The sequence below is a fragment of the Chitinimonas taiwanensis DSM 18899 genome, assembly GCF_900119825.1.
Lineage (GTDB): Bacteria > Pseudomonadota > Gammaproteobacteria > Burkholderiales > Chitinimonadaceae > Chitinimonas > Chitinimonas taiwanensis.
In genome coordinates this window covers 82,819-99,462 of the sequence record NZ_FPKR01000012.1, presented here as the reverse complement: position 1 = coordinate 99,462, position 16,644 = coordinate 82,819, and the positions used below count along the sequence as shown (strand labels likewise).

The following is a 16,644-nucleotide window of genomic DNA, read 5'->3' as shown; positions in this document are numbered from 1 at the left end:
TCAGCTTTCCTCCTGGCCGATCAGGTCGAGCACGGCCTCCATCAGGTCATAGAACACCTTGGTATTTTCCGGCAGGCCGCCTTTGGCCAGCGTCTTCTCGCCCTTGCCGGTACGCACCAGAATCGGTTGGGCACCCACGGCGGCGGCGGCTTCCAGATCGCGTAGGCTGTCGCCTACCACGATGGCCTTCTCCAGCCGCACATCGAAGCGCTGGGCGATGTCCTTATACATGCCGGGCTTGGGCTTGCGGCAGTTGCACTGCATATCGGCCGTGTGCGGGCAGAAGAAGATCGCGTCGACCCGTCCGCCCACGCCGGCCAGCAGCCGGTGCAGCTTGTCGTGCATGGCATTCAGCTCGGCCATGCCAAAAAAGCCGCGCCCGATGCCGCTCTGATTGGATGCGATGACCACCCGCCAGCCCACATGGTTGAGCAGGGCAATCGCCTCCAGGCTGCCGTTGATGGGAATCCACTCGGCAGCCGACTTCACGAAATCGTCGCGATCGTGGTTGATCACGCCATCGCGGTCGAGAATGACTAGTTTCATGCGGGTTCCCGCCTTTCTGTGTGCGTGGCGAGTCCTGGCTGCCGCTTACTCGGCCAGCAGCGAGATATCCGCCACCTGGTTCATCAGCGCGCTCAGCTCGGCCAGTAGGGCCAGGCGGTTATGACGTACGTCCAGGTCGTCGGCCATCACCATCACGCTGTCGAAGAAGGCATCCACCGGCGCACGCAGGCCGGCCAGCTGCTTGAGCGCGGCCGTGTAGTCGTGCGCGGCCAAGGCGGCTTGTACCGGCGCTTGCAGCTGGCTCAGTGCGCCATGCAGCTCGCGCTCGGCAGCTTCCTGCAGCAGGGCGGCGCTGACCGCGGGCAGGCTGCTGCCCTCGGCCACATTCTTCTTCAGGATATTGCGGATACGCTTATTGGCGGCGGCCAGCGCGGTGGCTTCCGGCAGGGCCTTGAACTCGGCCACGGCAGCCAGCTTGAGGTTCAGCTCATCAAAGCGGCTCGGTGCATCGGCCAGCACGGCTTCGATATCGGCGGCGGGGAACTCGGCGGCCAGCAGGTTCTTCAGGCGTTCGAGCATAAAGCCGAACACGCCATCCACCGTGCCCTCGGCAATCACGCCGGCGGGGAAGGCGGCGGCGCTCTGTGCGAGCAGGGCCTTCAGATCGAGCGGCAGGCGCGCTTCCACCAACATGCGCAGCACGCCCAGCGCGGCACGGCGCAGTGCGAACGGGTCCTTGTCGCCAGTCGGGATCAGGCCGATGCCCCAGATGCCGACCAGGGTTTCCAGCTTGTCGGCCAGGGATACGGCCTGGGCAATCGGGCCCTCAGGCAGGCTGTCGCCGGCAAAGCGTGGGTGGTAATGGCCTTCGATGGCGGCGGCTACCGCTTCGTGTTCGTCATCCAGGCGCGCGTAATAGGTGCCCATGATGCCTTGCAGCTCGGGGAACTCACCGACCATATCGCTCATCAGGTCGGCCTTGGCCAGGAAGCCGGCCCGTGCGGCCAGCGCGCTGTCGGCGCCCAACAGGCCGGCAATCGCGCCCGAGATGCTTTCCAGGCGGGTTACCCGCTCCAGCTGGCTGCCGATCTTGTTGTGGTACACCACGTTCGCCAGGCGTGCCACGCGGCTGTCCAGGCGCTGCTTCTGGTCCTGCTCGTAGAAGAACTTGGCGTCCGACAGGCGTGCACGCAGCACGCGCGCGTTGCCGTGAATGATGTGGCTGGGGTCGGCCGTCTCCAGATTCGAGACGATCAGGTAGTGATTGACCAGCTTGCCCTGCGCATCCAGCAGCGGGAAATACTTCTGATTCTGCTGCATGGTCAGGATCAGGCATTCCTGCGGCACCTTGAGGAAGTCGGCCTCGAAGCTGCCCTGCAGCACCACCGGCCATTCGACCAGGGCGGTCACTTCATCGATCAGCGCGTCGCCGCCGGCATAGCTGCAACCCAGCGCGGCGGCCATTTCATCGAGCTTGGCCTTGATGGCCTCGCGGCGCGCTTCGAAGCTGGCGACCACCTTGCCATTGGCGGCCAACGTGGCGGCGTATTCATCCGCATGCCGGATCTCGACCGGGCCCTGGCTGAGAAAGCGGTGTCCGCCGGTATGGCGACCAGCTTGCAAGCCGAGCACCGAAGCCGGCACCACCTCGCTGCCATGCAGGGCCAAGAGGCCATGCACGGGGCGCACGAACTGCACCTCGCGGGCGCCCCAACGCATCAGCTTAGGGGCGGGCAGCTTCTTCAAGGCTTCCAGCAGAATGCCTTCCAGCACGCCAGCCAGTGCCTCGCCGGCCACGCTCTGGCTCAGATAGAGCGCCTCGGCCTTGCCGTCCGGCTTGCGCTCCAGGCGCGCCACAGCGTCGAGGCCTAGGCCCATCTTTTCCAGTTTCTTCTGCAGCGCCATGCTGGGCTGGCCTGCAGCATCGAAGGCCACCGCCACCGACATCACCTTTTCTTCCACTTCACGGGCGCTGGCCTGGCTGGCCACGCCCTCGATGGCCACACCCAGGCGGCGCGGCGAGGCAAAGGTCTGAAAACGCGGCGTGCCATGGATCAGATGACGCTGGCTCAGCTCGGCGACGAGGGTGTTGGCAAACGAGGCGGCCAGCTTGGGCAGGGCCTTGGGGGGCAGCTCTTCGGTGAACAGTTCGATCAGTAGGGTCGGGTTCATAAGATTGTCTTTAGCCCCAGGCACACAGCCTGGTGGGGATGGGTTTATTCCTTGGCCTCGGCGGCCGCCTTTTGCTTGGCCAGCGCACAGACCTGACGTAGGAAGTCGGCCTTATAGGTATCGCTGCCGGCCGGTTCGAACTGCCATTGGAAGCCGGGCACATCGCGCCGGCTGGTTTGCTCGCCGTCCTTGTCCTGGCGTTCGACCGCGATGCCAGCCATCTCGGCCTGCGCGCAGTTGAGCACGAAGCGCGTGTATTCCTTGCGATAGTCGTACTCGTCGGCGAAGTCGGACTTCTGGTCGGCCTTGAATTCGCGCAGCAGCCACACATACACCAGCGCTTCGCTATAGCCATCGGCCTGCACAGTCTCGATGCTGTTGAAGTCGACCTTGGTGTCGAACTCGGGCAGCTGGCCGTACAGGCGCCAGTCGGCTTCTTCCGCCTCGGGCACCGCCACCGGTGGCTCGGCATCCTCGGTATTCATATAACTGCCGCCACATGCGGCAAGACCCAGGGTCAGGAGCAGTGCAGCGGCCAGTTTCATGAATCAGTCCTTTTTCAGCATCGGGAAGCCCAGTGCTTCGCGGGCATCGTAGTAGGCCTGCGCCACACCGCGCGACAGGGTACGGATACGGCCAATATAGGCCGCCCGCTCGGTCACCGAGATCGCCCCGCGTGCATCCAGCAGATTGAAGGTGTGGCTGGCCTTCATGATCATCTCGTAGCCGGCCAGCGGCACCTGGGCTTCCAAGAGGCGGCGCGCTTCGCTTTCGTAGTCGTTGAACTGCTGGAACAAGAGCTCGACATTCGAGTGCTCGAACGCGTACTTCGATTGCTCGACTTCGTTCTGATAGAACACATTGCCATAGCTGACCGGCGTGCCATCGGGCAGATGGGTCCACACCAAGTCGTACACGTTCTCGGTGTTCTGCAGATACATGGCCAGACGCTCGAGGCCATAGGTGATCTCGCCCAGCACCGGCTTGCAGTCGAGGCCGCCCACTTGCTGGAAGTAGGTGAACTGGGTCACTTCCATGCCGTTCAGCCACACTTCCCAACCCAGACCCCAGGCGCCCAGGGTGGGGCTTTCCCAGTCGTCTTCCACGAAGCGGATATCGTGCACGGTCGGGTCGAGACCGAGTGCCTTCAGGGAACCGAGGTAGAGGTCTTGGATGTTGTCGGGCGAGGGCTTGAGCGCCACCTGGAACTGGTGGTGCTGGAATAGGCGGTTCGGGTTCTCGCCGTAGCGGCCGTCCTTGGGGCGGCGGCTCGGCTGCACATAGGCGGCATTCCACGGTTCCGGGCCCAGGGCACGCAGGAAGGTGGCGGTGTGGAAGGTGCCGGCACCGACTTCCACATCGTAGGGCTGCAACAGTACGCAACCGTAGTCGCCCCAGTATTTCTGCAAGGTAAGGATGATTTGCTGGAAGGTCAGCATGGGTGGCGCGATCCGCAGGGAAATGAATTCGAGGCGCTGATTCTACTGGCATTCCGGCGCCTGACCAATGCGCGGGCGGCATGCTCGTCCCGCCTGCCCAAGCCGGTTTACGGCTGCTATACCGAACTGCGGCGCAGGTGGAGGGTGGACATGGGGCAAATTCGGCGGTGGCGGGTGGTCTTGGTCGGGCTGTGCGCGGCGGGGCTGGCTGTTGTGCCGGCCGTGGCGCGCGAGGCCAGAGCCTGCGGCCACCATGACTATCCACCCTGGAACTGGAGCGATGGGCGCGAACATATCGGCAGCTGCATCGAGGTGGTGCGGCGTGCTTTTGCGGCGGCAGGCTTGCGCGTGAACTTCCAGTACGTGGGCCCCTGGCGACGCTGCCAGAACCTGGTCGAGTCGGGCGAGGTGGAGATCAATGTGTGTGCGTTCCGCAACCCGGAGCGCGAAGCCTACTCGGTCTTCCTGGCAATACCGATGGGATACAACGACATCGTCGCCTTCGGCCGCAAGGCGCAGCCCTTACGCGTTGCCGCACCCGCGGACCTGCGCGGCCTGCGCGTCGGCCTCGTCAACGGCGTGTCGATGGGCGAGGCTTTCGATCAGCTGCTGGCCAGCCAGACCGAGCGCGACTTCGCCAACGATGCGCAAAGCACCTTCAGAAAGCTGCCGGCTGATCGTGTCGATGCCGTGCTGTATGGGCGCGAGGCCGGCCAGTTGCTGATCGAACGGCTTGGCCTGGGGGCGCAGCTGGCGGTGCAATCGCCGGCCCTGGTGCGCGGCGAGTTGTATATCTCCGTATCGCGCCAGGCGCGCTGGCTGCTGCCCTATCTGCCCAAGGTGGAGGCCTATCTGCGTCGCAGTGCCTACCCGGCCGAACTTGCGCATCTGCAGCAACAGTTTCACCGCCAATACCTGCTTTCCCCGCAACCATAACCGGCCTGCCCACACCGTCGGCAGCCAAGCGCGTACCATCGCCCCCGTTCCACTGTTTCCGGGCCGCAGCGTGCTTCATCTCTACCAGTCCAACCGCCTCGATACCCTCGCCATCCTGCTGCACGGCGTGCTCAGCGTGCCGCAGCAGGATGTGTACGCGCGCGAAACGGTCATCGTGCAGGCGCGCGGCATGGGGCGCTGGCTGAGCCTGAATATCGCCGAGCGTTTCGGCATCTGCGCGAATGTGGATTTCCCGCTGCCGGCCGGCTTTCTCTGGCAGCTGATCGAAACCGTGCTTGGCCCGCAGCCGCGCAGCGGCCCATTCGGCAACGATGCGCTGGCCTGGCGCCTGCATGCGCTGCTGGCCACGCCGCCGGCTGCGCTGGCACCCTATCTGCGTGTGGGCGAAGCGGGCGGGGTGCTGTCCGAGCGCAAGCGCTGGCGCCTCGCGGTGCGCATTGCCGATGTGTTCGACCAATACCTAGTCTACCGCCCCGACTGGCTGTCGGCCTGGGAAGCTGGCCGTCTGCTTGATCTGGGTGAGGACGAAGCCTGGCAGATGGCCCTGTGGCGCGCGCTCGCCCAGGACCGCAGCCATGCCCACCGCGCCGACCTGATGGCCGCGCTGATAACCCGCCTGCACGACCCGGCTCCGCTGGATCTGCCCGAACGGGTGGTGCTGTTCGGCAGCTCCAGCCTGCCGCCCTTGCTGTTGCAGATTTTGCAGGCGCTGGCCGAGCGCATTGATGTGGCGCTGTTTGCGCTCAACCCCTGTGCCCAGCCCTGGGGCGATATCGCCCAGCGCGCCGAGGCCCAGGGCGTGGGCGAGCGCCTGCTGGCCGCCTGGGGCGCGCAGGGGCGCGTGTTCTTCGATGAGCTGGCCGGCGTGGATGAGCTAAGCAGCCTGTTCGACGAGAAGGCTCCGCCCGAGCGCCTGCTTGCCCAGCTGCAATACGATGTGCTGACCCTGGCGCCGCGCACGCCGTTGCCCGTACATGCCCACGATCACAGCCTGCGCATCCACGCCTGCCACAGCCCCCTGCGCCAGGTGGAAACCCTGCGTGATGCGCTGCTGCAGCAGTTTGCCGGTGACGCCAGCCTGCAGCCGGCCGAGGTGGTGGTGCTGTGCCCGAATATCGAAGCCTATGCGCCCTATATCGAGGCGGTGTTCGGCCAGGGCGAGCCGAATATTCCCTATGCGGTGGCTGACAAGGGCGGCCTGGGCGCCTCGCCGCTGCTGGAGGGCTTTGTGGATTTGCTGCGCGTGCCCGATGGCGACTGGGAAGCCGACCGGTTGATGGCCCTATTGGAGATTCCCGCCCTGGCCCAGCGTTTCGAACTGGCCGAGGCCGAGCTACCGCGCCTGCGCGAATGGATTGCTGCGGCTGGCATACGGCGTGGTCGTGCGGGCGACGCCTATAGCTGGCAGGCCGGCATAGGTCGCGTGCTCCTGGGCGTGGCGCTGCCGGATGCCGACACGCTGAGCGATGCACAGCTGCCACTCTTTGCCGAGCTCGTGCCGCTGGCCGATCTCGATCTGCGCTTTGCTGGTGCCGCGGCCGGGCTCAGCCGCTTCAGCCGTCAGCTGGCGCGCTGGCAGGACATGCTGCAGCGCCCGCGCCCACTGCAGGAATGGGCGCGCCAGCTGGCCGACTGGCTGGGGCGCTGGTTCGAGGAGGGCGAGGCCGAGCTGCCGGCGCTGGAAACCCTGCGCGCCGCCTTGAGCGAGCTGGGTGAACTGGCCGAACGCAGCGGCGTGAGCGAGCCAGTAGGCCGTGTCGCAGTGCTGGAATGGCTGCACAAGCAGCTGGCGGCGGGCTCGGGCGCGGGCGGTTTTCTGACCGGCGGGGTGACCTTTGCCCAGCTGATGCCGATGCGCAACCTACCTTTCCGCGTGGTAGCGGTGCTGGGCCTCGACGACGGGGCCTTCCCACGCGAAAGCCCGCCCGATGGCTTTGACCTGATTGCCCGCCACCCGCGTCGCGGTGACCGCGCGCGCGCGCTGGACGAGCGCTGGTTATTCCTGGAAACCGTGCTGGCCGCGCGCGACAGCCTGCTGCTGTTCTACACCGGCCGTGATGCGCGCAGCGATACGGCGTTGCCACCCTCGACCGTGATTGCCGACTTGCTCGATGCGCTGGCCAGCGGCTTCTACAGCGGGGATGGCCGCGAACTGACCGATTGCCTGGTGGCGCAGCATGCGCTGCAACCGTTTGCCAGCACGCGCTTTGCCGCCGCCCTGCCCAGTTTCGATGCGCGCTGGGCTCCGATTGCCCAGCTGGCCGGTCGCGGCAGCGCCCAGCCACCCCGCCTGGCCGATGCCGAGCTGCCCAGGGACGAGGCCCTGGACGCGCTCGCGCTCGGCGAGCTGCTGGCCTTCGCGCGCGATAGCAGTGCCTGGTTCCTGCAACGCCTGGGCGTGCGCTTTGCACGCAGCGAGGAGGGCCTCGCGCACCGCGAACCGTTTGAACTCGACCGCGCCAGCCAGCGTGCGCTGCTGGCACTGGCTGATGTGAAAGCCGACCAGGCCACCAGCCTGCAGGCGCTCGGCCAGGGCGCGGCCCTGCTGCCTGTGGGTGCGGCGTCCGCCGTGTGGGCTGAACGCGCCGCGCAAGTCTTCGCCCCGGCCGTGGCGCAGTGGCGCGCGCTGGGCAGCGCGGAATGCGCGCTTGATCTGGAACTGGCCGGCCTGCGCCTGCATGGCCGCCTGCATGGCCTGGACGAGCAAGGCCTCGGCCTGCGCCAGCCGGGCAAGTTGCGCGAGGGCGACCGCCTGGTGGCCTGGTTGCAGCACCTGGCGCTGTGTGCAGTGGCGCCCGCGGGCGTGGCCACGCAGACGCGCCTGATCGGTCTGGAGGAAATCGCCCGCTATGCGAGCCTGCCGCCGAGTGTGGCCTGTGCGCAGCTGGTCGACTGGATCGACGCCTATCGCGCCGCCTGCCGCCGCCCCTTGGCCCTGCTGCCGCGCAGCAGCCTCGCCTATGCCGAGGGCCTGCAGGCCAAGAAGGATGGCGGGCCGGCCAAGGCGCTGGCCAATGCCGTCAAGGCCTGGGAAGGCGTGCAGCAACAGGCGGGCGAGGGCAGCTATGCCAGCGTGCGTGCGCTATGGCGTGGCCAGGCCCCGTTCGATGAGGATTTTGCCGCGCTGGCCGAGCAGTTGCTGCTGCCGCTCTTGCAGGCGGAAAGCCGGAGCAAGCTGGCATGAGCGCGCATTTCCACGCCCTGAGCGCGCCGCTGGATGGCCTGAGCCTGATCGAGGCCAGCGCCGGTACCGGCAAGACCTGGACCATTGCCGCGCTGTATGCGCGTCTGGTGCTTGAGCAGGGCCTGGGGCCCGAGCAGATCCTGGTGGTCACCTATACCAAGGCCGCCACCGCCGAGCTGCGCGCGCGTATCCGCGCCCGGCTGGCCGAGCTGGCGCAGGCATTTGAAAGCGCCAAGAGCACCGATCCCCTCTGCGCGAGCCTGCTGGCCGCCTGGCCGGAGACTGAGCGCAGCGAGGCCGCGCGCCGCCTGCGCGCCGCGGTGTCCGGCTTCGATGCTGCGGCCGTGTTCACCATTCACGGCTTCTGCCAGCGTGCGCTCGGCGAGCATGCGCTCTTGGCGGGCCTCGAGCTTGAGCGCGAATTCCTGGCCGAGGAGGCCGAGCTGCTGCAGAACGTGGCCGACGCAGCCTGGAAGGATGAGCTGGCCAAGGCCAGCCCGAGCTGGCTGGCCTGGCTGATTGCCCAGGGCCAGTCACCCGATGCCTGGCTGCAGCAGCTGCGCAGCTATCTGGGCCAGCCCGGCCTGCGCATTGCGCTGCCGCAGGGCGCCGATGTGGCGCAGGCCGAAGCACGCTTTGCCGCGGCGCACAGCGCGCTGCGTGCCGCCTGGCAGGCGGAAGGCGAGCAGGCGCTGGCCTGGCTGTGGCGCATGTCGGACGACGGCCTGTTCAAGGGCAGCCATCGCGCCGACTGGCTGAAGGGCTCGGTGGCGCTGTGGCAGGGCTGGCTCTCGGGCAGCGGCCTGCCTGAGATCAAGCTGGACGAGAAATCGCCCGGCCAGGCCGAGAGCAAGGTGCGCCGACTGTATGCGCGCGAGCTGGCCGAGGCCTTGAAGACACCACAGCCGGTGCCTGCGCCCTTCGCGCTATTCGAAACACTGGTCGAGGCTGCACTGCCGCTGCAGGCCGCCTATGCCGCGCGCCTGGCTGCGCTGCACGGCCGGCTGATAGTCGAGCTGGCCGAGCGCCTGCAGGCGCGCAAGACCGCGCTTGGGGTGATGAGCTTTCACGACCTCTTGGTCGAGCTCGATGCCGCGCTGGCCGGCCCGGACGGCGATACTTTGGCCCAGGCTTTACGCACGCGTTATCGCGCCGCGCTGATCGACGAATTTCAGGATACCGACCCGCTGCAGTTCCGCATCTTCGACCGGCTATTCGGCCAGGGCGGCCAGCCGGCCATCCTGGTCGGCGACCCCAAGCAGGCCATCTACGCCTTCCGCGGGGCCGAGCTGCATGCCTATCTGGCTGCGCGTGAACGGGTGGCCGAAGCGCGCCGCTACAGCCTTGCCACCAACCGGCGCAGCACGCCCGAGCTGGTTGGCGCGGTCAACCAGCTGTTTGCCTGCGCGCCCGATCCTTTCTTGCTGCCCGCGCTGCGCTACCCGCCCGTGGATGCGATCGACGACAAGCCGCGCCTGAGCTGGCAGGGTGTGCCGCAGGCGGCCTTGCAGTGGGATTGGCTCGGTGACGCCAGCCTGGGCAAGGGCGAGGCGCGCGCGCTGGCGGTGGCGCAGACGACAGCGCGCATCGCCGCCCTGCTTGCACCGGGCGCGGCTCAGCTCGGCGGGCGGGCGCTGCGCGGCGGCGATATTGCCGTGCTGGCCAGCGCGCATGCCGACCTCGCCGCGCTGCAGGCGGCGCTGGCCGAGGCCGGTGTGCCCAGTGTGCGCATCAGCCAGCAAAGCGTGTTCGATACCGAGGAAGCGCATGACCTCCTGCAGGTGCTGACCGCGTTGATCGAGCCGAGCGAGCGCGCAGTGCGCGCGGCGGTGGCCACGGTCAGCATGGGGCTGGACGGCGCCACGCTCTACCAGCGCCTGCATGATGAAGCGACTTGGGAGCACTGCCTGGCCGACTTCCGCCGCTGGCAGCAGCTGCTGGCCAGCCGTGGCGCCATGGCCGCGCTCAGCGCCTGGCTGATCGACAGCGGGGCGGCCGAGCGCCTGGCCGGCTGGCGCGATGGCGAGCGGCGCCTGACCAATCTGCTGCATCTATTCGAGCTGATCGAACTCGCGCGCCGCGAACGCGCGGGCCTCGCTCCGCTGCTGGCCTGGTATCGCCAGGCGCTGGCCGATTCGAGCGGCGAGGACGAAGGTCGGCTGATGCGCCTGGAAAGCGATGCCAGCCGCGTGCGCCTGGTGACCATCCATGCGTCCAAGGGCCTCGAGTACCCGGTCGTGTTCTGCCCGTTCCTGTGGGACGGCGCGCTGTTCAAGCCGGGCGAGCAATGGGCGCTGTGCCACGAGGGCGAGGGCAATGTGCTTGATCTCGGCTCGCCCGATTTCGAGGCCCGCCGCGCCAAGGCGCGCGAGGAGCGCCTGGCCGAGAAGCTGCGCCTCTTGTATGTGGCGCTGACCCGGCCGAAGAGCGCCTGCTTCATTGCCTGGGGCGAGGTCAAGGATATGGCGAGCTCGGCCCTGGGCTGGCTATTGGCCGGCGGCGCCGAACGCCAGCGTGCGGCGGCCGAGCTGCAGGGCGAGATTGCCGCGCTGTGCGCAGCCGGCCCGGCTGCCCAGATGGACTGGGCGGCGGCGCTGAGCAGTGAAGTGGCGGCGACCCCGGCGCCGGCCGAGGCCGCGCCCGTGCCGCAGCTGGCCAGCCTTACCCGCCGCCTGGGCTGGCAGTGGCGCATGAGCAGCTTCTCGGCGCTGACCGCTGGCGTGCATGCCGAGGCGCCCGATCATGATGGGCGGCTGGCCGAGCCGCTGCTGCCGCTGCCCGAGGCTGGTCGCTTCGATACCTTCCCGGCCGGTGCGCGCGCCGGTGTCTGCCTGCATGCGCTGTTCGAGAACTGGGATTTCTGCCGCCAGGACCGCCTTGGCCTGGAGGCGATGGCGCGCAAGCAGCTGCTCGCGCATGGCTTTGAACCAAGCTGGACCGAGATGGCGGCCGATCTGGTCGAGGTGGCGCTGGCCACCCCGCTGGGCGAGCACGGCGCCAGCCTGCAACAGGTGCCGGCCGCGCAGCGCATGGTGGAGCTGGAATTCACCTACCGTTTACAGCCGTTTGCCTGGCGCGCCTTGGCTGCCCTGCTGGCCGACCCGCGTCATGGCCTGCCCGCGCGCTTTGCCGCGGCGGCCGAGAGCCTGAGCGCCGAGGTCGGCGCCGGTTATCTGAAAGGTTTTATCGATTTGACCTGCGTGCTGGATGGCCGCCATTACGTGCTGGACTGGAAGTCCAACCGCCTAGCCAGCTATGGCGCGGCCGAGCTGGAAAACGCGATGGCCGAGGAACACTACTATCTGCAGGCGCTCATCTACTGCGTGGCCCTGCACCGCTATCTGCGTTGGCGTCTGCGCAGCTACGACTACGCGCGCGACTTCGGCGGCGCGCTCTATCTGTTTTTGCGCGGCCTACCCGGCGGCGGGCTGTGGCGCTACCGGCCCACGCTGAGCCTGATCCAGGGCCTGGAAGATCTGCTGTGCGGAGCGCGCGCATGATCAATACCGCCTTGTTGCCGCCGTTTGCCGCCGAATTGCTCGAATGGCTGGGGCAGGCCTTCCCGGCCGCGCCCGAGACCGCCCTGCAGCTAGCCGCGCTGACCTTGCGAGGCGCAAGTGAAGGCCATGTGTGCATTGCACTCGCGCAAGTGGCCGGGCAAAGCTGGCAGGGCGAACGGCTGCCCGCCTTGGCCGACTGCTTGGCGGCGCTGGATGCGAGCGGCTTTGTCGGCGCGCCGGGTGACTATGCACCGTTTGTGCGCGATGGCGAGCGGCTCTATCTGGCCAGGCTGTGGGCGGATGAGACTGAGCTCGCGCGCATGCTGCACGAACGCGCCGGGCCGAGCGCGCTGGCGCCCGAGCAGGTGAAGGCCGCGCTCACGCCGCTGTTTGCCGGCAGCGCGCCCCAGGACGGTCAGCGCCTGGCGGCCGCCACCGCGCTGCTCAATCGCATCGCGCTGATTTCCGGCGGGCCGGGCACCGGCAAGACCACCACGGTGGCCAAGGTGCTGGCTGCCCTGCTGCAGCTGGAACCGCGCTGCCGCATCGTGCTGGCCGCCCCCACTGGGCGCGCGGCCGCCCGCATGGTAGAGGCCCTGAACGGTGCCAAGCAGCAGCTCGGTCTCGACCTGGTGGCCCAGGCCGCGCTGCCGCACCGCGCGCAGACCCTGCATCGCCTGCTCGGCTATCGGCCCGATTCGGCCACGCCGCGCCACGGGCCGGACAACCCGCTGGCGCTGGACGCGCTGGTGGTGGATGAAGCCTCGATGATCGATCTGGCGCTGTTCCGCCGCCTGCTGGCCGCCCTGCCGGTCCAGGCGCGGCTGATCCTGCTCGGCGACCGCGACCAACTGGCCTCGGTGGAAGCTGGTTCGGCCTTTGCCGAGCTGGTCGATCTGGCCGGGCATAGCGCGCCGGCCTGGGCGCGCCTGCAGGCGGCCACCGGCACCGAAGGCCAGCCACCCGCCGCGCCGCTGTGCGCGGGCCCGGCCCTGCAGGACGGCATTGCCCGCCTGCAACACAGTCATCGCTTCGGTGCCGATAGCGGCATCGGCGCTTTGGCGCGCAGCGTGAATGCCGGCGATGTGCCGGCCACGCTGGCGCTTTTGCAGGCTGGGCGCGCCGATGTGGACTGGCAGCCGGGTAGGGTGATCGACTGGCTGCCGCAGCTGCTCGATGCGCTGGCGCCGCAGCTGGCCGACTACCGCGCCGCGATTGCCCGGCATGATTTCCCGGCCGCGCTGGCCGCCTTCAACCGCCTGCGCCTCCTGTGCGCGGTGCGCGAGGGGCCGGTGGGCGTGGCTGCCATCAACCGCCTGATCGAAACCCGCCTCATGCAGCAGGATGTGCGCCGTAACCCCTGGTATGCGGGGCGCGCCGTCATCGTGCGTGCCAACGATGCGGCGCTGGGCCTCGCCAATGGCGATGTGGGCCTGACCCTGGCGGGGCCAGATGGCCTGCGCGTGCATTTCGCCGATGGCGAAGGTAGCCGCGCCTGGGCGCCCGCGCGCCTGCCCAGCCACGACAGCGCATTCGCGCTGACCGTGCACCAGTCGCAAGGTTCGGAATTCCAGGCCGTATGGCTCTTGCTGCCGGATGAGGAGGTGGCCGTGCTCAGCCGCAGCCTCGTGTACACAGCGCTGACCCGCGCGCGGCGTAGCGTCAAGCTGTGGGGTTCAGGCACCACGCTGGCGGTGGGCCTGGGGCGGGAAACGCGCCGCGCCAGCGGGCTGGCCGAGCGCTTGCGTGCACTGGCCGGGGTGGCGTAGTCGCCAGGGCGGTGCTGATTCATTCCCTTGTCGCGCCTTAGCGCGGTTCCCCCGCAGCGGCGGGGGCGGAGGGGGTGGAATAAAACAAGGGGAAGCGTTGCGTTGGCGTTGTCGATTCGCACCCGGCTTCGCCGGGTGGTGAGCTGATCATTGAGTAAACGAGTAAGTCAGCGTCCCTAGGCCTAGGCTAGCGCCGTTCGCGCACCCAGCCGGCCAGCCTATCGGCGCCCATGGGGCGGGCGAAGTGATAGCCCTGGGCGATATCGCAGCCTTCGCCGCGCAGGAACTCCAGCTGCTCGGCCGTCTCCACGCCCTCGGCCACCACCTTCAGGCGCAGGCTCTGGCCAATGCGTACCACGGCGCTGGCCAGCGCGCGGTCGTCCGGGTCGTCGCTCAGATCGCGCACAAAGCTCTGATCGAGCTTCAGTTCGCGCACCGGAAAACGCTTCAGATAACCCAGGCTGGAATAGCCGGTGCCGAAGTCATCCACTGCCAGCGTGATGCCCATGCCGTCGAGGCGGCGCAGCGCATTCAGCGTGTCGTCGTCGCGCAGCATCATCAGGCTCTCGGTAATCTCCAGCGTGAGCTGATCGGCGCGCAGCTGATGGCGCGCCAGGGTCTCTTCCACGCGCTGGGGCAGATTGTCGTGACGGAACTGGCGCACCGAGAGATTGACCGCCACGCGCGGCACAGCCACCCCTATGCGCTGCCACTCGGCCATCTGCCGGCAGGCTTCGTCCAGCACCCAGGCGCCAATCACATCGATCAGCCCGCATTCCTCGGCCACCGGCACGAATTTGGCCGGCGACACCATGCCCCATTGCGGATGCTGCCAGCGCAGCAGCGCTTCCAGCCCATACAGCTCGCCACTGGCGATATCGAGCTGCGGTTGGTAATACAGCAGCAACTCGCCGCGCACCAAGGCCAAGCGTAGCGCGGCTTCCATCTCCAGGCGCGCCGCCGCGTCCTCGTTCATATCGTGACGGTAGAAGCAGTAGGTGTTGCGCCCGCCCTCCTTGGCCCGGTACATGGCGGTATCGGCATGCTTGAGCAGCGCGTCGTAGTCTTCGCCATCGCTCGGGTAGAGGCTGATGCCCATACTGGCCGAGGGGCTGAGCACCAGACCGTCGACTTCCACCCGCTCGCCCGCCGCCGCGATCAGTTTCTCGGCCAATAGTGCTGCGCCATTCATATCGCAGTCGGGCAGCAGCAGTACGAACTCGTCGCCGCCCAGGCGGCAGACGGTGTCCGACTCGCGCACCAGGCCCTCCAGGCGCTTGGCCACCGTCTTCAAGAGGCGGTCGCCGGTGGCATGGCCGAGCGAATCGTTGATGGTCTTGAAACGGTCGAGGTCGATGAACATCAGCGCGACCTGGCTCGCTTCGCGCTGCGCGCGCGCCAGCGCCAGCTCCACCCGGTCGGCAAATAACGAACGGTTGGGCAGGCCGGTCAGCACATCGTAAAAGGCCAGCGTATGTACACGCGCCTCGGCCGCGCGGTGTTCGATGGCAATGCCGGCCAGATGGCTGCAGGCGGCCACGATCTTGCGGTGGAAGGCATTCGGGCTGCGTTTTTCACGGAAGTAGAGCGCGAAGGTGCCGAGCACGCGTCCATCGCTGGCATGAATGGGCATGGACCAGCAGGCGTGCAGACCGTGCTGCAGGGCCAGGTGCTTGTAGTCGGCCCAGAGCGGATCGCTGGCGATATCGCTGACTTCCACGCTGCGGTCGAAATAGGCGGCCGTGCCGCAGGAGCCCACATTCGGGCCGATATGCACGCCATGGATGGCCTCGCTATAGGCATCGGGCAGACTGGGTGCCGCGCCGGTCTTCAGCTGCTCGCCATCCAGCAGCAGGATGGAGCAGAGCGTGTCGGGCGCCAGCTCCTCCACCCGCTTGGCAATCAGGTGCAGCAGATGCTGCAGGCTGTGCCCGGCCGCGAGCGCTTCCAGCGCCGCATGCTGCATGGCCAGCATGCCCTCGGCCTGTACCTGCTCGCTGATATCGAGCGAGTAGGTGACCATGAATTCCTCGCCCTCGAACAGGAGATGGGAGGCGCGCACCTCGACCGGCACGCGGCCATCGGGCAGGCGGCGCGCCAGCGAGCGCATGCTCTTGGCGCCAGCTTTCTTCACCATCGCCCATAGCTCGGGCCAGCGCGCCTCGCTGCTGCCCAGATTGAACTCCCAGATCGGCTGGTTCAGCAGCTGCGCATGCGTGCAGTTCGCCAGCTCGCCCGCATAGGTATTCGCATAGCGGATGATGCCGGCCTGATCGACCCACAGCACGGCCAGCCCCGCCTGCTCGACCGAGAACTGGGTCAGCCGCAGCGTGTGTTCGGCCGCCTTCTGGCGGCTGATGTCGTGCACGATGGAATGCAGCAAGGGCTTGCCGGCATGGATGATGGGAATCGTGCGCACCTCGACATCGCGCACTTCGCCATTTTTCAGGCGGTGACGGAATAGGAAGGCATTGCGTTCCTCGCGCGTGGCGCGCTGCATCTCTTCGGCCACTTCCTGCGCGCTCAGGGTATTGATATCGCTGATATGCAGCTGCTGGAATTCCTCGGCCGTGTAGCCGTAGTAGGTGCGCGCGGCCTGGTTGGTGTTGACGATGCGGCCATCGGCCGGGTCGACCACCAGCTTGATATTCGGGCTGCGCTCGAAGAATTCCTGATAGGTGCGTTCCGACTCGGCCAGGCGCTGCTCGGCCTCGTGACGCCAGCCGATATCGGACACGAAGGCCATCGCGCCTTCGTACTGGCCGGCACGATCGAGCAGCGGTGCCGTGCTCAGCTGCGCCCACAGCGGGCTGCCATCTAGCCGGCGCAGGCGGAATTCGTGTGTCTCACGCACACCGGCCTGGCGCTTGTGCAGATTGGCCTGCGCCTGGGCGACTTCGCTCTCGTCCATGAAGTCCCACAGCTGGCGGCCCAGCAGCGCATCCACCGTACCGCCCAGCATGCTGGCCATGCGCGGGTTCAGGTAAATGGTGCGCTGTTCGCGGTCGATCAGCCACACGCCTTCCTCGGCATCTTCGACGATGCGCTGGAAGAAAGCTTCGCTGGGGCGGGGCGGGCTGGACGGCATCGTTTCCCAGATCGTTGTAGGGCGAACC

The 16,644-nt window shown here is 67.6% G+C and carries 9 protein-coding genes; 4 read left to right on the top strand and 5 right to left on the bottom strand.

The genetic code is table 11. The features are described 5' to 3' along the window. The 4 genes from gmhB to glyQ are packed head-to-tail and all read right to left on the bottom strand — an operon-like array spanning position 1 to position 4,118. On the bottom strand, positions 1-546 hold the full coding sequence (gmhB, locus tag BT173_RS15020; RefSeq protein WP_072429481.1) for a D-glycero-beta-D-manno-heptose 1,7-bisphosphate 7-phosphatase: 546 nt from the start codon (positions 544-546) through the stop codon (positions 1-3). Between the two features lie 45 nt (positions 547-591). Further along, the gene (gene glyS / locus BT173_RS15015) at positions 592-2,679 is read right to left on the bottom strand and encodes a glycine--tRNA ligase subunit beta (RefSeq protein ID WP_072429480.1); all 2,088 of its coding nucleotides are present in this window, start codon (positions 2,677-2,679) and stop codon (positions 592-594) included. A gap of 44 nt (positions 2,680-2,723) precedes the next feature. Then, complete coding sequence (locus tag BT173_RS15010) at positions 2,724-3,224, bottom strand: surface-adhesin E family protein (RefSeq protein ID WP_072429479.1); 501 nt, start codon at positions 3,222-3,224, stop codon at positions 2,724-2,726. A gap of 3 nt (positions 3,225-3,227) precedes the next feature. Beyond that, positions 3,228-4,118, bottom strand: a complete 891-nt coding sequence (gene glyQ / locus BT173_RS15005) for a glycine--tRNA ligase subunit alpha (protein WP_072429478.1) — start codon at positions 4,116-4,118, stop codon at positions 3,228-3,230. A gap of 150 nt (positions 4,119-4,268) precedes the next feature. Here glyQ and BT173_RS15000 point away from each other — a divergent pair, with 150 nt between their 5' ends. The 4 genes from BT173_RS15000 (at position 4,269) to recD (ending at position 13,528) form a co-directional block, all read left to right on the top strand. Continuing rightward, a complete protein-coding gene (locus tag BT173_RS15000; RefSeq protein ID WP_084658682.1) occupies positions 4,269-5,054 on the top strand; it encodes a substrate-binding periplasmic protein in 786 nt (261 codons plus the stop codon). Between the two features lie 70 nt (positions 5,055-5,124). Continuing rightward, a complete protein-coding gene (gene recC, locus BT173_RS14995; protein ID WP_072429578.1) occupies positions 5,125-8,259 on the top strand; it encodes an exodeoxyribonuclease V subunit gamma in 3,135 nt (1,044 codons plus the stop codon). Continuing rightward, a complete protein-coding gene (gene recB, locus BT173_RS14990; RefSeq protein ID WP_072429476.1) occupies positions 8,256-11,759 on the top strand; it encodes an exodeoxyribonuclease V subunit beta in 3,504 nt (1,167 codons plus the stop codon). Before recC ends, recB begins: the two co-directional genes overlap by 4 nt. Next, positions 11,756-13,528, top strand: coding sequence for an exodeoxyribonuclease V subunit alpha (gene recD / locus BT173_RS14985; RefSeq protein WP_072429475.1), 1,773 nt, complete (start codon positions 11,756-11,758; stop codon positions 13,526-13,528). The genes recB and recD overlap by 4 nt, the downstream gene beginning before the upstream one ends. Before the next feature lie 187 nt (positions 13,529-13,715). Here the strand turns inward: recD and BT173_RS14980 are convergent, their stop codons facing one another. Beyond that, complete coding sequence (locus BT173_RS14980; RefSeq protein ID WP_072429474.1) at positions 13,716-16,616, bottom strand: sensor domain-containing protein; 2,901 nt, start codon at positions 16,614-16,616, stop codon at positions 13,716-13,718. Positions 16,617-16,644: the final 28 nt, after the last annotated feature.

What these genes read in the sequence shown, in the direction of transcription:
- recD (WP_072429475.1), top strand. Translation starts at nt 11,756, where the DNA reads ATGATCAATACCGCCTTGTTGCCGCCGTTTGCCGCCGAATTGCTCGAA.
- BT173_RS15010 (WP_072429479.1), bottom strand. Translation starts at nt 3,224, where the DNA reads ATGAAACTGGCCGCTGCACTGCTCCTGACCCTGGGTCTTGCCGCATGT.
- BT173_RS14980 (WP_072429474.1), bottom strand. Translation starts at nt 16,616, where the DNA reads ATGCCGTCCAGCCCGCCCCGCCCCAGCGAAGCTTTCTTCCAGCGCATC.
- recB (WP_072429476.1), top strand. Translation starts at nt 8,256, where the DNA reads ATGAGCGCGCATTTCCACGCCCTGAGCGCGCCGCTGGATGGCCTGAGC.
- glyS (WP_072429480.1), bottom strand. Translation starts at nt 2,679, where the DNA reads ATGAACCCGACCCTACTGATCGAACTGTTCACCGAAGAGCTGCCCCCC.
- BT173_RS15000 (WP_084658682.1), top strand. Translation starts at nt 4,269, where the DNA reads ATGGGGCAAATTCGGCGGTGGCGGGTGGTCTTGGTCGGGCTGTGCGCG.
- gmhB (WP_072429481.1), bottom strand. Translation starts at nt 546, where the DNA reads ATGAAACTAGTCATTCTCGACCGCGATGGCGTGATCAACCACGATCGC.
- glyQ (WP_072429478.1), bottom strand. Translation starts at nt 4,118, where the DNA reads ATGCTGACCTTCCAGCAAATCATCCTTACCTTGCAGAAATACTGGGGC.